General features: G+C 51.5%; 19 protein-coding genes. 12 read left to right on the plus strand and 7 right to left on the minus strand.

Annotated features, from left to right (window positions below; translation table 11 throughout):
* Window positions 1–46 precede the first annotated feature (46 nt).
* The 4 genes from DCC81_RS12820 to DCC81_RS12835 all read left to right on the plus strand — a co-directional run bounded on the left by DCC81_RS12820 (window position 47) and on the right by DCC81_RS12835 (window position 2,537).
* On the plus strand, window positions 47–979 hold the full coding sequence (locus DCC81_RS12820; protein ID WP_165806563.1) for an aldose 1-epimerase: 933 nt from the start codon (window positions 47–49) through the stop codon (window positions 977–979).
* Between the two features lie 293 nt (window positions 980–1,272).
* Window positions 1,273–1,470 carry a CsbD family protein gene (locus tag DCC81_RS12825; protein ID WP_108687023.1) on the plus strand — a complete coding sequence of 66 codons (198 nt, stop codon included), beginning with the start codon at window positions 1,273–1,275 and terminating at the stop codon, window positions 1,468–1,470.
* Window positions 1,471–1,472: 2 nt separating this feature from the next.
* Window positions 1,473–1,628, plus strand: a complete 156-nt coding sequence (locus tag DCC81_RS12830; protein WP_108687024.1) for a lmo0937 family membrane protein — start codon at window positions 1,473–1,475, stop codon at window positions 1,626–1,628.
* Between the two features lie 192 nt (window positions 1,629–1,820).
* Window positions 1,821–2,537 (plus strand): carboxypeptidase-like regulatory domain-containing protein, encoded by a 717-nt coding sequence (locus tag DCC81_RS12835; protein ID WP_108687025.1) that lies wholly within the window; start codon window positions 1,821–1,823, stop codon window positions 2,535–2,537.
* A gap of 181 nt (window positions 2,538–2,718) precedes the next feature.
* On the opposite strand, the gene DCC81_RS12840 is transcribed toward DCC81_RS12835, so the two are convergent.
* Window positions 2,719–3,831: a trypsin-like peptidase domain-containing protein gene (locus DCC81_RS12840; protein WP_108687026.1), complete on the minus strand. Its 1,113-nt coding sequence runs from the start codon at window positions 3,829–3,831 to the stop codon at window positions 2,719–2,721.
* A gap of 12 nt (window positions 3,832–3,843) precedes the next feature.
* Window positions 3,844–4,410: an RNA polymerase sigma factor gene (locus tag DCC81_RS12845; RefSeq protein WP_108687027.1), complete on the minus strand. Its 567-nt coding sequence runs from the start codon at window positions 4,408–4,410 to the stop codon at window positions 3,844–3,846.
* 152 nt (window positions 4,411–4,562) lie between these two features.
* Here DCC81_RS12845 and DCC81_RS12850 point away from each other — a divergent pair, with 152 nt between their 5' ends.
* The 8 genes from DCC81_RS12850 to DCC81_RS12890 all read left to right on the plus strand — a co-directional run bounded on the left by DCC81_RS12850 (window position 4,563) and on the right by DCC81_RS12890 (window position 12,817).
* Window positions 4,563–4,772 carry a cytochrome C551 gene (locus DCC81_RS12850; RefSeq protein ID WP_108687028.1) on the plus strand — a complete coding sequence of 70 codons (210 nt, stop codon included), beginning with the start codon at window positions 4,563–4,565 and terminating at the stop codon, window positions 4,770–4,772.
* Window positions 4,773–5,359: 587 nt separating this feature from the next.
* The gene (locus tag DCC81_RS12860; protein ID WP_108687030.1) at window positions 5,360–6,184 is read left to right on the plus strand and encodes a prephenate dehydratase; all 825 of its coding nucleotides are present in this window, start codon (window positions 5,360–5,362) and stop codon (window positions 6,182–6,184) included.
* A gap of 64 nt (window positions 6,185–6,248) precedes the next feature.
* The gene (locus tag DCC81_RS12865) at window positions 6,249–7,415 is read left to right on the plus strand and encodes a pyridoxal phosphate-dependent aminotransferase (RefSeq protein ID WP_205686326.1); all 1,167 of its coding nucleotides are present in this window, start codon (window positions 6,249–6,251) and stop codon (window positions 7,413–7,415) included.
* Window positions 7,412–8,251: a prephenate dehydrogenase gene (locus tag DCC81_RS12870; protein ID WP_108687031.1), complete on the plus strand. Its 840-nt coding sequence runs from the start codon at window positions 7,412–7,414 to the stop codon at window positions 8,249–8,251. Before DCC81_RS12865 ends, DCC81_RS12870 begins: the two co-directional genes overlap by 4 nt.
* Window positions 8,252–8,332: 81 nt before the next feature.
* Window positions 8,333–9,421: a chorismate mutase gene (locus DCC81_RS12875; RefSeq protein ID WP_108687032.1), complete on the plus strand. Its 1,089-nt coding sequence runs from the start codon at window positions 8,333–8,335 to the stop codon at window positions 9,419–9,421.
* Between the two features lie 18 nt (window positions 9,422–9,439).
* The gene (gene aroB / locus DCC81_RS12880; RefSeq protein WP_240612977.1) at window positions 9,440–10,468 is read left to right on the plus strand and encodes a 3-dehydroquinate synthase; all 1,029 of its coding nucleotides are present in this window, start codon (window positions 9,440–9,442) and stop codon (window positions 10,466–10,468) included.
* Window positions 10,469–10,510: 42 nt separating this feature from the next.
* On the plus strand, window positions 10,511–11,779 hold the full coding sequence (aroA, locus tag DCC81_RS12885; RefSeq protein ID WP_108687033.1) for a 3-phosphoshikimate 1-carboxyvinyltransferase: 1,269 nt from the start codon (window positions 10,511–10,513) through the stop codon (window positions 11,777–11,779).
* Between the two features lie 42 nt (window positions 11,780–11,821).
* Complete coding sequence (locus DCC81_RS12890) at window positions 11,822–12,817, plus strand: chorismate synthase (protein WP_108687034.1); 996 nt, start codon at window positions 11,822–11,824, stop codon at window positions 12,815–12,817.
* 85 nt (window positions 12,818–12,902) lie between these two features.
* Here DCC81_RS12890 and DCC81_RS25950 read toward each other — a convergent pair whose 3' ends face one another.
* From DCC81_RS25950 to DCC81_RS12915, 5 genes are all read right to left on the minus strand, one after another.
* Window positions 12,903–13,625 carry an FKBP-type peptidyl-prolyl cis-trans isomerase gene (locus DCC81_RS25950; RefSeq protein ID WP_108687035.1) on the minus strand — a complete coding sequence of 241 codons (723 nt, stop codon included), beginning with the start codon at window positions 13,623–13,625 and terminating at the stop codon, window positions 12,903–12,905.
* A gap of 90 nt (window positions 13,626–13,715) precedes the next feature.
* Window positions 13,716–15,599 (minus strand): CocE/NonD family hydrolase, encoded by a 1,884-nt coding sequence (locus DCC81_RS12900; protein WP_108687036.1) that lies wholly within the window; start codon window positions 15,597–15,599, stop codon window positions 13,716–13,718.
* A gap of 31 nt (window positions 15,600–15,630) precedes the next feature.
* A complete protein-coding gene (locus DCC81_RS12905; protein WP_108687037.1) occupies window positions 15,631–15,999 on the minus strand; it encodes an MmcQ/YjbR family DNA-binding protein in 369 nt (122 codons plus the stop codon).
* 139 nt (window positions 16,000–16,138) lie between these two features.
* Complete coding sequence (locus tag DCC81_RS12910; protein ID WP_108687038.1) at window positions 16,139–17,035, minus strand: hypothetical protein; 897 nt, start codon at window positions 17,033–17,035, stop codon at window positions 16,139–16,141.
* Between the two features lie 47 nt (window positions 17,036–17,082).
* A complete protein-coding gene (locus DCC81_RS12915; RefSeq protein ID WP_108687039.1) occupies window positions 17,083–17,619 on the minus strand; it encodes a hypothetical protein in 537 nt (178 codons plus the stop codon).
* Between the last annotated feature and the right edge of the window lie 159 nt (window positions 17,620–17,778).

The raw sequence follows: 17,778 nt of genomic DNA on the forward strand, positions 1-17,778 counted from the left end.
TTTGAAATATTTTATTAATTTGGTCATCCGCAAAAAAACAATTACCGTGGCATTTAGCATTTCTCAGGTATCCCAGGATGGATTTGATATCATCGTTTTAAAAGACAACAACGGCACGGAAGTACAGGTGGTGCCTGCACACGGTGCATTACTGCATGCATTTAAAGTGCAGTACAATGGAAGCCCGCTGAACGTGATAGACAGTTACAAAGACCGCGCAGATCTCCAGGCAGACCTTACCCGCAGTTTTAAGAACATTAAGCTCAGCCCCTTTGCATGCCGCATGACGGACCGCCGGTACAACTGGAACGGCCAGACCTACACCATTGCAAAGAGCGACATCCATGGCCTGCTCTATGATGTGCCATTTGAGCTGGTGCAGCAAGCGGCCAATGACGCCTCAGCCGCCATCAATCTGCAATACACCTACCGCGCAGAAGACGCAGGTTATCCTTTCAACTACGACTGCCTGGTAGAATACCGCCTCCTGCCGGACAACCAACTGGCCGTGACCACCACACTGGAAAACCACAGCCATGTGGCCATCCCGGTGATGGACGGATGGCATCCCTACTTCAGCACCGGCGGCAGCATTGATGCACTGGAGCTACAGTTTGCCGCTACTCACCTCGTAGAGTTCAATGAAAAATTACTGCCCACCGGCCAGCTATTGCCTTACAATACTTTTGCGGCAAAACGCAATCTCACCGGTGTGGAGCTGGATAATTCCTTCCTGCGTGACCTCAGTATCTCCGGCCCTGCCGCCATACTGCACGATCCCGCCAAAAAACTTTCCATCGAGTTCTATCCCGATGCCAGCTATCCTGTACTGCAGGTGTACACACCGCCCCACCGCCGCAGCATTGCGGTAGAAAACCTGAGCGGTGCCCCGGATGCATTCAATAATAAGATAGGCCTGGTACAACTGGCCCCGGGTGAGAGTAAAACGTTCAGTACTACATATAAGATCAGGTTGTAGGAAAATCGTACAGCGTACAGCGTACAACGTACAGCGTACAACGTACGGTGCTTCAGATCATAAACAACATTGTAAAGGCGCAAAGCTGGTCCTGCCGGCTTTGCGCCTTTTTATTGCGGTGGGGCGTGGCAGCAACAATATATAGCAGAGCACACTCACCCCGGTGCCTGGTACGTTGTACGCTGTACGCTGTACGCTGTACGCTTCCATTGGCACGCTCTTTGGATTACGCCAAACGCAAGGCCATTGCATGTTTCTCATTGTTCACCATATCTTAAAACATACACTGAAATATGGACACGCTACAATTGAAAGGCGCCTGGAATGAAACGAAAGGCCGCCTCAAAAAATCATTCGCAGCACTTACCGATGATGACCTGCTGTACAGTGAAGGCAAAGAAGATGTATTGATTGGAAAGCTCCAGCAAAAACTGGGTAAGACCCGCGAGGAAGTCATTGCTATTCTTAACACGCACGATAAAAACTTATAGCCATGGGCAGCATTCTTTATATTATCGCCGTTATCCTGATCATCGGCTGGTTGCTGGGGTTCTTCGTGTACTCCGCCGGTGCCCTGATCCACATCCTGCTGGTATTGGCCATCATAGCCATCCTGCTGGCAGTGATACGCGGCTCCAGCAGCATTTAACACGGTACATCCTTATTTGTTTATACCAGGATCTCCCGGGCCATTTGGTCGGGAGATCTTTTTGTTTGGGCCTGTTTCTTTCTATGCTCATAGAAAATATACAATCCCTGTGTCAAAATTGTGTTATTGTTGTATGCGTAAAAGGCTGACCTTTGACGCAGTGGAAATCCCCCTGACATTTATACCAATTATATGAGCGTAAGACTGAAAACAGCCCTATTGATCTGCATGGCCAGCATGGCACTGGTACAGGCAAAAGCCCAGGTAACCGTGACCGGCATGGTGCAGGATGAGAACAAACTGGTGATGCCCGGGACGTCCGTGCTCAATAAAACAACCGGGAAACGCAATTACGCTGATGCCGGCGGCTTTTACCGCATAGAGGCCCACCGCGGAGACAGCCTGGTCTTTTCCTTCGTGGGCTACATTACCAACACGTTCGCGGTAAACCAGAGCACAGGCACCCTCACCCGGAATATCGTGCTCTCCAAACAGGAGCGTTTCCTGCATGGGGTAGAGGTGAAATCACAATACACGCCCTACCAGCTGGACTCCATGGACCGGCGCGCCCAGTTCCAGCCCTGGATCGAGGCCAAGGATATTCCTTTGGCGGGCAATTCCACCCCCGAGGGTTTTGGTGTTTCCTTCAGCCCCATTACCCGCTTCTCCAAAAAGGAAAAGGAAAAACGCAAGTTCCAGAAGATCTATGTGCAGAACGAGCGTGAAAAATACATTGACTCCCGCTACACGCCTTTGCTGGTAAGCCAGGTCACAGGCCTCAAGGGCGATTCCCTGCTGCGCTTCATGCAAAAGGTGCGGCCCCAGTACGAGATACTGCGCGTACAGCCCAGCGAGGAATTTATTTACTGGATAGCAGACCAGTATCACGCCTGGATCAAGAAAGATTAGTTTTCCGGCCTGCGGCCAATGTGATAAAAAGGCGGCGCATATCCCGGTGGGGATGTGCGCCGCTTCGCATTTTGGAGGGGATGATGCCGGCCAGGGCCCTGCTATTGGCCGCAGGCCATAAAAAAACGGCGCACCTCCAGAATGATGCACCGTTCTACTGTATCAGTATAGAAAAAAAATATCAATGGCTGTTGTACACCTTTACCATGTACACATAATCTTCCAGCTTGGAGATCTGGTCCTGGCGCTCCAGGTTGTCCAGGTGGTTATGGCCGCTCCATTCCTTGCGGCTCACCTTATCCCTCGGGATCTTTTCCAGCAGGCGTTTCAGGTTGGCAGACTTCACCGCGAAGGCGATTCCGTCTGCAGTGGTCTGCTTGCCGCTGATGATGCCTACTACTTCTCCTTTATTATTGATGAGGGGGCCACCGCTGTTGCCGGGATTCACCGGGATAGACACCTGGTAGGCCACGGTATCGCCGTTAAAACCGGTCTGGGCGCTGATATAACCCTTGCCATAAACGATCTCATCACGGGGGTAGCCCAGGGTGAACACTTCTTCACCCAGCTTTACCTTCTGGGGCTGGATGGAGTAGGGCAGGGGCTGTCCTTTGAACGTAGAGTCGGAGATCTTTAACACGGCCAGGTCGCTGGTATTGTCTTCCATCACGGTGATGGCCTTGAAGAACTCGCCTTTGCTGTTCTGCACGTACAGGGAATCTGCGCCTTTGATCACGTGGTAGTTGGTCACCAGGTAACCCTTGGCAGAGATGGCAAAGCCGGTGCCCCCGTAATTGCCGGGGTTCAGCGGGGCGCGGTTCTTACTGTTAATATCATTGATGATGGCGTTCTGGGAACGCTGGATGGTGTTCAGCACGCGGCGCACGTCCTCGTACTGGGCATTGGTATTGTGGCGGGCGTAGTGCTGGGTCCAGGCGATGGTGCCCAGGGAGCTCACGATCGCAATGCAGGCGGCGGCTGCCACGCCGGTAAATACGCGGCGGCGGAAGGAAATCACCTTGCCGGATGCGGGCAAAGCCGTACCCGCGGGCGCCACTGCTTCACGCAGGCGGTCCATATCTATAGCACTGTGAATGCGCTGTAAGTTGTCCTGTAACTGCTGGCGGCGGCCATAATCACTGAACTGCTGGAGGAATAACTGGTGGCGGGCCACCTCGGCATCTACCGCCGGGTCTTTCCTGCGCAGTGCATCAAATGCGCTGCGCTCCTGCTCGCTCATTTCCCCTTCCAGGTAGCGTTCAATTTCCCTAATGAGGTTCAGATCATCTTTCACGGCACTCCTCCTTTATCTTTTATATTGGTCAAAAAACATTTTCTTAAGGCGCATCAGGCATTTATACTTCTGGTTCTTGGCGTTTTCCGCATTGGTGTAGCCAAATTTCTCAGCGATCTCCTGCATGGAGCGTTTCTGTAAATAATACGCTTCCAGGATGGTCTTACACGGCTCGCCCATGCTGCTCATGGCCTTTTCCATTACGTGAAACTGCTCGTCCTTGCGCTTTTTCTCTTCCAGGGCGTCCTCTATTTCCGGGCTTTCTTCATGGCCTTCCAGCAGTGCTACCGGCTGGGGGCCTTGCATTTTCTTCAGCCACAGGTGGCGGCACACGGAGTAAAGAAAGGTTTTGAGCTGGCTGTACAGGGTAAAATCACCCCGTTGCACCTTTTCAAACAATACGATCATGGCATCCTGGAACACATCCCGGGCATCGTCTTCCGTGCCGCGGTGTTGTAAAATCATGCGAAGAATAACGGGAAAATTTTCTAAATAAATGATTTCCAATGCATTATCCTTATTGCTCACCAATCCTTCCAGTAATAGTTTATCCCTTTCTATGTGCGGTTGATGCTTCACTATGGTATCTGATTATTAATACTGGTTTAGACCTTTTTGTAACCCAAAGTAGCAGAAAAAAAATTTTTAAAAAAAGTTGGGTTACCCGGGGTTACCTTTTTGATAATGCCGGTATAAAGAATAAATAACTTTAAACCTTAAAACATAGTACGATGAAAAATTTCCTGAAAGTTGGTTTCTTCGCTATCGCTCTGGGCGTATTTGCAGTATCTTGCGGTTCTGGTGCTAAAACCGAAACTGCTGATTCTACCGCTACTTCTACTACCACTGTAGATTCTACCGTTGCTGCTGTTAAGCCTGACACTGCTGCTGCTGTTCCCGTTGACACTGCTGCTGCTAAAGCTGATTCTACCAAGAAATAATTTCGTAAGAAATATATTTTTGAGCCGTTGCATTATTGCAGCGGCTTTTTTTGTGCCTTACTTTTCACGGCGTACTGCCTGTTTGCCACGTAAAGCATGCATTTTTTCCTATATCTTTGAAAGTTTTCGGGTAGAGGGAAGTATTTTTTGAAAAATATATAAATTTCTGCCTTGGCTATTGGAATTTTAAAAGCGGCGCGTATTTTTGTATCACAATTCAAATCGCACATGACTTCACAGGTGACCTTTAACTACTTTGGTTTTTACTATTTCTGGTTCCAGGAATAGGAGGTCGTTTGTAAGTATATATAAAAAAGAAGTTACAAAGGCCTCCTGAGAAAGGGGGCCTTTTTTGTTTTAAGTCATTATCGTTTTTATGTTACAAAAGTCTTTCGGTTATTACTTTGGTTTCTATTACTTCTTCTTTGCAGGGAAGACCGGGACTCTTTTGTAAAAACTAAAGCACTAAAAATCTTTCAGCGAAAATAAAGGGGTCCCGCACTGCGGCGGCCCCTTTTCGTTTCACGGGGTATTTGGTTGTTGAAGCAACGAATTAAAAACCACCATTAGCAATTTAACTATACACTATGCGTATCGCCATTCAAGGATTCGAAGGCTGTTTTCACCAGATCGCAGCGCAAAGCTATTACGGAAAAGATACTACCATTGAGGCCTGCGCCTCTTTTGGAGAACTGGTGAAGAAAGTAAGGACGGAAAAGACGGTGGATGCAGGCATCATGGCCATTGAAAATTCTATTGCAGGCAGCATTTTACCCAACTACACCCTGCTCAAAAATTCAGGGCTGCACGTGATCGGTGAAATATACCTGCAGATCCGTCAACACCTGATGGTGCTGCCCGGGCAAACGATGGACGATATCCGCGAAGTGCATTCACACCCCATGGCGCTGCTGCAATGCCTGCAGTTCCTGGAAAAATATCCCCACATTAAACTGGTAGAAACAGAAGATACAGCCCTCAGCGCCAAAAATGTGCACAGCAAAAAACTGAAAAGCACCGCTGCCATTGCCGGCAAACTGGCGGCAGAGATTTACGGGCTGGATATCATTGCGCCGAACATACAGACGGAAAAGAATAACTATACCCGCTTCCTGGCCATCTCCAAAGTACCGGTGGCCCCCGCGGAAAATGCGAACAAGGCTTCTGTGTATTTTGAAACAGACCACAGCATAGGCAGCCTGGCCAAGGTACTGACCAGTATTGCAGATGCTGGCATCAACCTTTCAAAGCTCCAGTCGTTCCCCATCCCGGCCAAACAATGGAACTATTACTTCCACGCCGACATGGAATTTAACGACCTGGCGCATTTTGAAAAAGCAAAGGAGGTGATCCTGAAAGACGCGCCGGGCATGAAGGTGCTGGGAATTTACCAGAAAGGAGATACGCATTAGGCAGTACAAGGATTGAATAGCGAATAATATTTTTAGCAATACTGAACCGTTACAACAAGCAGACATGATGATCACCGTAGCGAAAAGATTACAAGGAACGCAGGAATACTACTTTTCACGCAAGCTGAGGGAAATAGACCAGCTGAATGCGGAAGGTAAGGCTGTGATCAACCTGGGCATAGGCAGCCCCGACCTGCCACCGCATGCCAGCGTGATCGAGGCCCTGAACACCCAGGCCCACCGACCGGATACCCACGCCTATCAAGGCTACAAGGGCATCCCCGCTTTGCGCAAGGCTATTGCGGACTGGTACCTGCGCTTCTACAACGTAACGCTGCAACCTGATACAGAAGTGCTGCCGCTGATCGGTTCCAAGGAAGGTATCATGCACATTTGCATGACCTACCTGCAGGAGGGAGATGAGGCGCTGGTGCCCAATCCCGGCTATCCCACTTACCGCTCTGCCGTGGAGCTGAGCGGCGCCAGGGTGGTAGACTATGACCTTACCGAAGCCCATCACTGGCTGCCGGACCTGGATGCCCTGGGTAGGTCAGACCTCAGCAAGGTAAAGCTGATGTGGGTGAACTATCCGCACATGCCCACCGGCGCCAGGGCAGATACTGCTTTCTTTGAGAAGCTGGTAGCCTTTGGCAAACAACATAATATCCTGATCTGCCATGATAATCCCTACAGCTTTATCCTGAACGATCAGCCCCAAAGCCTGCTGGCAGTACCCGGTGCCAAAGACGTGGTACTGGAGCTGAACTCACTCAGCAAATCATCTAACATGGCCGGCTGGCGCGTGGGCATGCTGGTAGGGAAAGAGGAGTACATCACCGAAGTACTGCGCTTCAAAAGCAATATGGACTCCGGGATGTTCCAGCCCGTACAAGCCGCTGCAGTAAAGGCTTTGGAGCTGGGCAAGGATTGGTACGATGCACTGAACACCATCTATGCGGGCCGCCGCAAAAAAGTAATGGAACTGCTGGATGTACTGGGCTGCCAGTACGATCCGCAACAGGTAGGCCTCTTCGTATGGGCAAAGATCCCCGCCGGCTATGCAGATGGCTACGCGGTAAGCGATGAGGTATTACAGAAAGCATTCGTATTCATTACGCCGGGCGGTATTTTTGGTACTAACGGCAACGGCTATATCAGGGTGAGCCTGTGCAAGGACGAAAAGGTGTTTGAAGAAGCCATCAGCCGGATCAAAAAAGCAAAACAACAATGACCATTACCATCATCGGCGTAGGCCTCATCGGCGGCTCACTGGCCATCAGCCTGCGCGAACAGAAAATAGCCACCACTATCATTGGCGTGGATAATAACGAAGCCAACCTGGTGCGCGCCAAAGAACTGGGACTGATCGATACCAGCATGCCTTTGGAAGAAGCATTTGCCCAAAGCCAGCTGGTGATCCTGGCCATCCCGGTAGACGGGGTACTGCGACTGCTGCCGCAGTTGCTCGACAAAGCCACTAAACAGGTGATCATGGACGTAGGATCTACCAAGGAAAAAATACTGGAGCTGGTAAAAGACCATCCCAACCGCGGCCGTTACGTAGCCGCCCACCCCATGGCAGGTACAGAATATTCGGGGCCGGATGCCGCCATTCCCAACCTGTTCCTGCACAAGACCATGGTGCTCTGCGATGTAAAACACAGCGATGAAGATGCAGTGGAAATAGCAGAAGACCTGGTGGACAAGTTGCAGATGCGCCTCGTGTACATGAACGCAGAAGAACATGACCTGCACACGGCCTATGTATCGCACATTTCCCACATCACTTCTTTTGCATTGGCGCTGACCGTACTGCAAAAGGAAAGGGAAGCAGGCCGCATCTTTGAACTGGCCAGCGGTGGTTTTGAATCTACCGTGCGCCTGGCCAAAAGCTCGCCGGACATGTGGGTGCCCATCTTTAAGCACAACCGCAACAATGTACTGGACGTACTGGATGAGCACATCCACCAGTTGCAGTCCATGAAGGCGCTGCTGGAAAATGAGGATTACGATTCATTTTACAAAGCGATCCAGCGGGCCAATAAGATCAAGAAAATACTCAAATAAACATTTCATCAAAGGCAACAATGGCGGGCATTCCCGCTGATCATTCATAAAATCCGTAACTTTAAAACATTACAAAATATCATGGAACAGATCCTTTCACAGACCAAATTCGCCGATCCCGCTTCGGACAAAAAGCCGCTGATCATTTCAGGGCCCTGCAGTGCAGAAACAGAAGAACAGACGCTGGCTACCTGCCTGGCGCTGGCTAAAACCGGTAAAGTAGACATGCTGCGCGCCGGCATCTGGAAACCCCGTACCCGCCCCGGCTCCTTTGAAGGCATTGGCACTAAAGGCCTGGTGTGGCTGCAGAAAGCAAAAGAGCTTACCGGCCTGCCTATCACTGTGGAAGTGGCTACCGGCAAGCAGGTAGAAGATGCCCTGCACTTTGGCGTGGATGTACTGTGGATCGGTGCGCGCAGCACGGTGAATCCCTTCTCCGTACAGGAAATTGCTGACGCACTGCGCGGCGTGGACACCACGGTACTGATCAAGAACCCGATCAACCCTGACCTGGAACTGTGGCTGGGCGCCGTAGAACGCGTACAGCGCGCAGGCATCACCAAGGTGGGCCTCATTCACCGCGGCTTTTCCAGCTACGGCAATACTGAATTCCGCAACGCACCCATGTGGCACCTGCCCATCGAGATGAAACGCCGCCTGCCGGGCATGCCCATCATCTGCGATCCCAGCCACATCAGCGGTCGCCGTGATATCCTGCAGGACGTGGCCCAGGAAGCCATTGACCTGGATTACGATGGTCTGATGATCGAATCACACGTGGATCCTGATCACGCCTGGAGCGATGCCAAACAGCAGATCACACCTGAGCGCCTGGCAGAACTGCTGGACGGTATCCAGTGGCGCCGCGAGCACAGCGACAAGGCCGAATTCAACTCTGCCCTGGACAAACTGCGCGCACAGATCAACCAGATCGATGACGAGATCATCCAGTTGCTGGGTAACCGTATGAAAGTGGCAGAAAAGATCGGCCAGTACAAGAAGGAAAACAACATCACCATCCTGCAGACCAACCGCTGGAACGAGATACTGGACCGCGCGGTGAAAAAAGGTGACAAAGTGGGCCTTACCAAAGAATTCATCGTGAAATACTTCGACGCGGTGCACCTGGAGTCTATCAACCGCCAGAACCGCGTGATGAACGAACAATAATCCGATCGAATTTTTTGTATGATGAAAACTGTATCGCACCGGTTCTCGCAGCATACCACGCAATATCACCTGGGTGCGGCCCTGGCCGACCTGGACAAATTTGTGAACCCCCAGCGCAGTGTGTTGCTGGTGGATGAGCACGTGGACCAGCATTACGCTTCCCAACTGGCAGGATGGAAAAAGATCATTGTGCCGGCCGGGGAAGACAATAAGAATATGGCTGTAGTGGGCCAGTTGATAGACCAACTGGCCGCACTGGAGGCCGACCGCAAAACCACGCTGGTAGGCATTGGTGGCGGCATGTGCACAGACGTGACCGGCTTCGTGGCTGCCATTTACATGCGCGGCGTACCCTTTGGTTTTGTGCCCACCACGTTGCTGGCACAAGTAGATGCCAGCCTGGGTGGCAAGAATGGGGTGAGCCAGGGCATGCACAAAAATTTGCTGGGTACCATCCGCCAGCCAGACTTCATCCTTTTTGACTATACGCTGCCCCGTACCATGCCGCCGGCGGAATGGCACAACGGTTTTGCAGAGATCATTAAATATGCCTGCATCCAGGATGAAGCACTGTTCCACTTCCTGGAAACCAACGTGGACAAGGCCTTACAGGGAGATGTAGCCGTGCTGCAATACCTGGTGGAGCGTTCTGTAGATACCAAGACCCGCATTGTACTGGAAGACGAATTTGAGACTGGCGTGCGGCGCTGGCTCAACTTTGGGCATACCCTGGGCCATGCGGTGGAGAAGCTGGAACATATTGGACATGGAGAAGCAGTGAGCATTGGCATGGTGGCAGCGTCGCGCCTGTCTGAAATGAAGAAGGGTTTTCCCGCAGCGGAAACCGAAAGACTGGTGCGCCTGCTCCAGGCTTACCAGCTGCCGGTGAAACTCACTTCTGACAAACAGCAGGTGTTCGACATTTTCAGGCTGGACAAAAAGCGCGAAAAGGACTTCATCCATTTCGTACTGCTGGAGCGCATAGGGCAGGCCACCACAGAGCCTATCCTGCTTACGGAGCTTCAGCAGCTGCTGGAAAAACTGTAGAAAAACTTATTTATCATTTCATCCTACGAGGAATTTACGCATATGCAAGTAACGGTATCACCCTCCGTGATCAAAGGCACGGTGACAGCAAATCCTTCCAAGAGCGCCATGCAACGCGCTGTGGCAGCGGCTTTGCTGAGCAAGGGTAAAACGATCATCCGCAATCCCGGCCTGAGCAACGACTGCCTGGCCGCGCTGGAAGTAGCAGAGAACCTGGGTGCCATGGTGCACCGTGAGGCTGATCACTATGAGATCTCCAGCAAAGGCGTGGAACCTTTTTACGATGAGATCAACTGTGGAGAGTCCGGCCTCGGCATCCGCATGTTTACACCCATTGCAGCACTGGCACCGCTGGGTATTACCATCAACGGTCATGGCAGCCTTACCACCAGGCCCATGGACTTCTTTGAACGGGTGCTGCCCCAGCTGGATGTGGAAACGAAGACGAATGGCGGTAAGCTGCCTTTATTCATCAAAGGCCCGCTGCACCCTAAAAATATCGAGATCGACGGATCGCTTAGCTCCCAGTTCCTCACCGGACTGCTCATGGCTTATGGTGCCGTAGCAGAGAACGTGACCATCACCGTAAAAGACCTGAAGAGCAAGCCCTATATTGATCTTACGCTGCAGCTCATGGAGTTGTTTGGCGTGAAGGTGACGAATGAGAATTTTGAAAAATTCCACTTTGGCGCCAGGCAAACCTACAAGCCCACGGACTACAGCGTGGAGGGCGACTGGAGCGGGGCTGCGTTCCTGCTGGTTGCCGCTGCGGTAGCGGGTAAGGCGGAAGTGAACAGCATCAATATTCATTCTGCACAATCCGACAAGGCCATCCTGGATGCGCTGGAAAGCGCCGGCGCCCAGATACTGCCCGGTGTGTACACCGTGCACATTACAAAGGCTGCGCTGAAAGGCTTTACCTTTGATGCCACGGACTGCCCGGACCTCTTCCCCCCGCTGGTAGCACTGGCGGCTAACTGTAACGGCACTACGAAGATTTCCGGTGTGAGCCGGCTGGCCCACAAAGAAAGTGACCGTGGTGTGGTGTTGCAGGAAGAATTTGGCAAGATGGGGATCCGTATAGACCTGGATGGAGATGTGATGACCGTGCATGGTGGTACCGGTCTGAAAGGCGCCGTGGTAGACTCCCACAACGATCACCGCATTGCCATGGCGTGCGCGGTGGCGGCCCTTACCGCAGATGGAGATGTGATCATTGAAAACGCGGAAGCGATCAACAAATCGTATCCCGAGTTCTTTGAGCACCTGCAAAAGCTGGGTGGCAACGTAAGCGAAGTAGCTGTTAAATAAGGCTGCTTAATCATACTACCTATTACTTAATACAAGAGAATAATGAATGCATTTGGCCGTTTGTTCCGGGTAAACGTTTTTGGAGAATCGCACGGCGCCAGTGTGGGTGTGAACATTGATGGGGTGCCGGCCGGCCTGCCCCTCACCGCAGAAGATTTCCTGCCGGACCTGGAAAGACGCAAGGGTGGCTCCCGTGGCACCACGCCGCGTAAGGAGGATGACCTGCCGCACCTTAAATCCGGCGTGTTTAACGACCGTACCACCGGTGCGCCCATCACCATCCTGTTTGAGAATAATAACACGCGCAGCGCGGACTACGAAAAGCTGCGTGAGTTTCCCCGCCCCGGGCATGCGGATTTTGTGGCCACTGAAAAGTATGGTGGTTATGAAGATTACCGTGGTGGCGGCCATTTCAGCGGGCGCCTTACCCTGAACCTGGTAGCAGCCGGCGTGATTGCCAAAAAACTGCTGGGCGATAAGATCAACGTGACGGCGCGCATCACGGAAGTAGGCGGCATTGCCGATGCCGAAGCAGGACTGGAAGCAGCCATTGCTGCCAAGGATTCTGTAGGTGGCATCGTGGAATGCACGGTGGACGGGCTTCCCATAGGCCTGGGCGAACCTTTCTTTGATTCCGTGGAATCACTGATCGCGCATGCAGTGTTTGCCATCCCGGCAGTGAAAGGCATCGAGTTTGGCGCCGGCTTTGCGGCGGCCAAGATGAAGGGACTGGAACACAATGATCCCATCCTTGATAAGACAGGTAAAACTGCGACCAACCATGCCGGCGGTGTAGTAGGCGGCATTACCAATGGTAACCAACTGGTGTTCCGTATTGCCGTGAAACCCACGTCCAGCACGCCCAAGGAGCAGCACACACTCAACGTTAAAAGCGGTGAAGTGGAAACCTTCAGCGTAAAAGGGCGTCATGACCTGTGCATAGCACTGCGCGTGCCGGTGGTACTGGAAGCCGTAACGGCCATGGTACTGGCAGACCTGATGCTGCAGGAGCAACGCATTCCCCGCGTATGGAAATAAAGTTTTGAAGTACGGATCTTAAAAAAAATAAAACGCTTCCTGTTGTTGCACGGGAAGCGTTTTTTATGCGTGGTTGTAAAGCTTATTACTGCTCGATGGAGATCAGCTCTACTTCAAACACCAGGGCAGAACCAGGGCCGATCTTGGGGCCAGCCTGGCGGTCGCCATAGGCAAGGTCTGAAGGGATGAAGAGTTTCCATTTGGAGCCTACAGGCATCAGCTGCAGGGCTTCTGTCCAGCCTTTGATCACGCCGCTCACCGGGAAGGAAATGGGCTCCCCTCTTTCCACGGAGCTGTCAAATACGGTACCGTCAATGAGGGTGCCGTGGTAGTGGGTCTTCACTTTGTCATTGATGGTAGGTTTAGGACCGGTACCTTCTTTGAGGATCTGGTATTGCAGGCCGTCAGGCAGGGTTACTACACCGGGTTTAGTTTTATTTTCAGCAAGGAATTTTTCACCGGCTTCCTTGTTCTTTTTCACCTTTTCCATTTTCAGCTGCTGTAAATAATTGCTTATAGACATATCACATTCTGTTTTTGTGAGTAATGGTGTTGCATTTTTCTGTGCATCCTGCAAGGCCCGGGAGAGCATCGCGATATTGATATGCTCCATTCCCTGGGCTTTAAAGGTATTGAACAGATCCTGTCCAATCGCATAGCTTACGGAATCGAGCGGTGTTTTTAATATAGGGGCAGCAGTGGCGTGCTTCTTCGCAGTTGCGGCTGCTTTGGGCTTGGGCTTGGTCTGTGCAAAACCGGCAGTGGTCATCAGTCCCAGGGCGCCCAGCAATAGAAAACGTTTTATCATGTTTTAGGTAGTTGTAGCTGCAAAATAGCAATTTCCAGGTTCCCGCGAGGTTTCAAGTTCCGGGCGCCTGGAAATGGCAGGTTGAAAATTTTATTTTACGATGGGCAGTATAATGCTGGAAGCATGCGCCGCGTCATGGAATATTCTGATCTCTGCTTTTTTAAAGTCTGACGGTGCGGCATGGTAGATATCCGTGAAGACCTGCGGGTTGCGGTCTACCAGCGGGAACCAGCTGCTTTGGATCTGGATCATGATACGGTGGCCCTTGAGGAAAGTATGGGCTACGTCCGGCAGGGTAAACTTCACCTGCGTAGGCTGGCCCGGTTCAAAGGGGGCGGGCTTTTCAAAGCTGTTGCGGAATTTGCCGCGCATCACATCTCCTCTCACCAGCATTTCATAGCCACCCATGGGGTAGGTGCTGGATACCAGGCGGCGATGCTCTGTGGGTGCTTCATGCTCGTATTTGAAATCATCCGGGAATACATCAATGACCTTGACCACAAAATCCGCATCCGTGCTGCTTACGCTCGCCACCAGGTCTGCCACCACGGGACCGGCCAGGGTTACATCATCTGTAAGTACATCCGTGCTGAAGGTGATCACGTCCGGGCGGCGTTCTGCAAAACGTTGGTCGTCCGTCATGTAGCTGATGGTGCGGGTCATGTGTACTTCCGGAACATAGGGCACCGGTTTTGCAGGATCGCTGGTGTAGCCGGTGAAACTATTGCTGGCAGTGGGTTTGCTGAAGGAGAGTTTATTGCCGGCCTGCAGGTAAAGCGGTGTGGGCTGCATAGCTGCCGGGGGCCATTTGGGCAGGTGTTTCCACTGGTTTTCGCCGGTGAAGAAGATGGTAGCTTCCGCCAGGTTGTCTGTGCCTTCATCTTTCAGATAATAGTTGAAGAATACAGACTCCAGGCTGTCCTGGTAAAATTTGGAAGTGTTGCTGCCCCAGTGCACGTTGCCCAGATGGGTACCGTCTGCACTGGCCCATTCGCCGTGGTACCAGGGGCCCATCACGATCTTATTATTCGCATGTGCATCCTGCTTTTCGATGGACTTGTACACATTCCACGCACCAAAGCAGTCTTCCGCATCAAACACGCCACCTACTTCCAGCATGGCGGGTTTCATGGCAGTGAGGTAGGGGCGCACATTACGGGCCTTCCACCAGGCATCGTAAGTGCCATGGTTCATCAGGTCTTTCCAGAAAGCAATGCTATCGCCCATCAGTTTTGTAAGGCCAGGCAGGGAGCCCGCTTCCAGGTAGAATTTGTAGTTATCGTGCGTGGTGTACTGGAAACCTTTAGGCCCTGCCGTGGTAGGCTGGGGGCGGGGTGCGCCAAAGCTGGGATAGAAAGAGAATGCATCCATCTGGAAAAAGGCGCCATTGTGGTGAAAGTCATCCCCGATGAACCAGTCTGTCACCGGAGCCTGCGGGCTCACGGCCTTCAGGGCGGGATGATTGCTCAAAGCCGCCATGGTGCTGTAAAAGCCGGGATAGGAAATGCCGTAGATGCCTACGCGGCCGTTATTGTTTTCCAGATTCTTTACCAGCCAGTCAATGGTGTCATAGGTATCGCTGGCCTCATCAATATCCTGTTTTGTTTTTTTGCCGGGATTGAAGGGGCGTACATCTTCAAATGTGCCTTCACTCATCCAGCGCCCGCGCACATCCTGCGTAATGAGGATGTAGCCCTCTTTGAGAAAGTTCTTGTTAGACATTTTCCACCATTCCTTGAATTTATCAGCGCCATATGGTGCACAGGAATAAGGTGTACGGGTCATAATAATGGGGTGCTTCTCGGATTTGTCTACCGGCAGGTACACGGAAGTAAACAGTTTTACCCCGTCCCGCATGGGTACCATGATCTCTTTTTTTACATAATGCGAAGTGACCCAGGCAGAGTCGATCTCCTGTGCATGTGCGTGCACGTACAGCATGGCTGAAGCAGCCAGCAGGAGCCATTTTTTCATAGACTTGTTGATTTTAAAGTGTTGCGCTTGCTTATTTAGATTTTGGATTTTTGGCTTGAAGGGCAGCTTTGTCTTTTTGCGGCAGTTTGCTCACTACGAGGTCATAGGACCCTTTTATCCACTCCAGCAATAGTTTCGTTGATACGTCACCGTTAGTCTCCACGGTGATCCAGTGTTTTTTGTTCATATGATACGCGGGGTGTACGCCGCTGTACCGTTCCTGGCGCTCGGTCACGTCTTCGGGATCGGCTTTCAGGTTCATGGTTTCAAAGGTGTCTATATGGCTCAGCACAAACACCTTTCCGCATACTTTGTACACAAGTGTTTCCTCACCGAAGGGAAATTCTTCGGTAACGCCCGGCAGGGCCAGGCAGAAGTCCTGGAAGGTTTCGATGTTCATCCTGGTAATTTACGGAAGGCGGGCCGGTTTTTCAAAAAAGGGGATGACCAGCGGGCCTGGGCGGGGGTAGGTGGTGAAATGTAAAAAGGCCAGGCGAAAACGCCCGGCCCATCAAGTTAGTGTAATCGGTTCGTAGGAGTTACTTGTGTTGAACAATGGTTGCATAATTAAATTGGATCACGTACTGCTCTGTGTGCGGTCCGTTCTCGTTCGTTACCTTCAGTGCGTACCGTTGCTCCAGCGGGTAATGCGAGGTGCTGTCATATACGTACGTGAAGTCAGTATTGTCTATCACGCTGTTACGCGTGTCAGTTGCGGCGTTGTAAGTGTCCTGTGTCACGGCGGCGGTGGCCGGGTTGTTCTGCGCATCAAAAGCGTAGTCCAATTGTGGCTGCCAGTAGTCTACCAGCAAGGGACAGTTGCGGTACAGGCGGTAAAAAGGATTGAGGCCTGTATCGTAGGTCATCACCGTTTCCAGGCTGCTGGTCGTATAGCCGCCAGCGTTACCCTGGTAGCTGTTGGTTTGTACCCGTACGGTGTTGCCGTTGTTCAGCTGCAGGAGGCTGTAATTCAGCATACGCGCCTCATACAGCTGGGAAGTTACAGTGTCCTTGCTGCCGATCTGGGTGGGCTGCCCTTCTGTATCCAATGTGTACTGGGTACTGTCTGAGAAGGCCACACCGGGAGCAGCGGTGTACACGGCAAATCCACCACTGTTCCATGAAAGGGAATCGGCCAGGTAAAGCTGTCCTTCCCCGTTATAATGTGCAATGCGCTGTACTTTGTTATCCTTGTTGTAAATAAATTCCAGCCTGGAATAAATGCTTTTGCCATCGGCCGCAGGGGAGATGATCGTCTTCAGCAACAGGGTCTGCTGGTCGTACACCAGGCTGTCCATGATCACTCCATTGCGATGAATGCTGGTGAGCATATAAGCGGTATCCTGGCGGGTGTTGCCACCTTTCCCGTTATCTTCTTTCCTGCAGGCACTGATCAGCATGAAGCCGGCCAGCAGCGGGACGATTGCGCGAAGCATTGTTTTCATAGGAACTGGAACATGTCAGGTTAAAAGGTTTTCCTCTCTCAGGCCTCTGCTACTGCTGCACTGGTTTCCGGCATGGCCGGTACCGGGTTATTGATTGCCAGTATCACGCGTGATTGCTTGGCATAGGTGATGTTGAGCGTATTTCCACGGCGGAAGTCTTTTACTTCGCCGTTCATATAATAATAGGTCTTCTTCTTATTGTTGGCCAGGTGCAGCATGAAATTGGTCTGTGTACCATTGTTTTCATAATACACGCCCTCAATCGGCGCTTCCATGGTCTCTTTTTCCAGCATTACCAGGTCTTTTTTAATAGCCCAGTAACGTACGTCGGTGACCTTGATCAATGCGAAAACCAGGGCAATGTCAAACGCCAGTACCCAGGCCCAGAACCAGAAATTCGCATAAGAAACGGCTGCGGCTTCATCTGAATGGGTCAGACTGGAAATAAGGGACGGCGCAAAGGCAGCTACGGTCAACAGCGCTATACCAATGAGCGCGAAGCTGATAATGCGGGATTTATTCCGGCGCAGGGCGGCCTGCAGCAGGAAGTTCTCCTCTGGTGTAATAAAAGACATAGTTAAATAGGTTTTTCGGTTTTCCAGGTTTTTCAGTGCTAATATATGAAAAATATTTAAATACTGTTTAATTTTTATATATCGCTGAAAAATAATGTATTGATTTGTAGGGCTGTAGTAGGCTAACTACCCCTGTAGTTGGAATTGGCGCACAGAATT

Source organism: Chitinophaga parva (genome assembly GCF_003071345.1).
GTDB classification, from domain to species: Bacteria; Bacteroidota; Bacteroidia; order Chitinophagales; family Chitinophagaceae; genus Chitinophaga; species Chitinophaga parva.

What these genes read in the sequence shown, in the direction of transcription:
- DCC81_RS12830 (WP_108687024.1), top strand. Translation starts at nt 1,473, where the DNA reads ATGGGCAGCATTCTTTATATTATCGCCGTTATCCTGATCATCGGCTGG.
- DCC81_RS12850 (WP_108687028.1), top strand. Translation starts at nt 4,563, where the DNA reads ATGAAAAATTTCCTGAAAGTTGGTTTCTTCGCTATCGCTCTGGGCGTA.
- DCC81_RS12915 (WP_108687039.1), bottom strand. Translation starts at nt 17,619, where the DNA reads ATGTCTTTTATTACACCAGAGGAGAACTTCCTGCTGCAGGCCGCCCTG.
- DCC81_RS12860 (WP_108687030.1), top strand. Translation starts at nt 5,360, where the DNA reads ATGCGTATCGCCATTCAAGGATTCGAAGGCTGTTTTCACCAGATCGCA.
- DCC81_RS25950 (WP_108687035.1), bottom strand. Translation starts at nt 13,625, where the DNA reads ATGATAAAACGTTTTCTATTGCTGGGCGCCCTGGGACTGATGACCACT.
- DCC81_RS12890 (WP_108687034.1), top strand. Translation starts at nt 11,822, where the DNA reads ATGAATGCATTTGGCCGTTTGTTCCGGGTAAACGTTTTTGGAGAATCG.
- DCC81_RS12870 (WP_108687031.1), top strand. Translation starts at nt 7,412, where the DNA reads ATGACCATTACCATCATCGGCGTAGGCCTCATCGGCGGCTCACTGGCC.
- DCC81_RS12900 (WP_108687036.1), bottom strand. Translation starts at nt 15,599, where the DNA reads ATGAAAAAATGGCTCCTGCTGGCTGCTTCAGCCATGCTGTACGTGCAC.
- DCC81_RS12825 (WP_108687023.1), top strand. Translation starts at nt 1,273, where the DNA reads ATGGACACGCTACAATTGAAAGGCGCCTGGAATGAAACGAAAGGCCGC.
- DCC81_RS12905 (WP_108687037.1), bottom strand. Translation starts at nt 15,999, where the DNA reads ATGAACATCGAAACCTTCCAGGACTTCTGCCTGGCCCTGCCGGGCGTT.
- aroA (WP_108687033.1), top strand. Translation starts at nt 10,511, where the DNA reads ATGCAAGTAACGGTATCACCCTCCGTGATCAAAGGCACGGTGACAGCA.
- DCC81_RS12910 (WP_108687038.1), bottom strand. Translation starts at nt 17,035, where the DNA reads ATGCTTCGCGCAATCGTCCCGCTGCTGGCCGGCTTCATGCTGATCAGT.
- DCC81_RS12835 (WP_108687025.1), top strand. Translation starts at nt 1,821, where the DNA reads ATGAGCGTAAGACTGAAAACAGCCCTATTGATCTGCATGGCCAGCATG.
- DCC81_RS12865 (WP_205686326.1), top strand. Translation starts at nt 6,249, where the DNA reads ATGATGATCACCGTAGCGAAAAGATTACAAGGAACGCAGGAATACTAC.
- DCC81_RS12875 (WP_108687032.1), top strand. Translation starts at nt 8,333, where the DNA reads ATGGAACAGATCCTTTCACAGACCAAATTCGCCGATCCCGCTTCGGAC.
- aroB (WP_240612977.1), top strand. Translation starts at nt 9,440, where the DNA reads ATGATGAAAACTGTATCGCACCGGTTCTCGCAGCATACCACGCAATAT.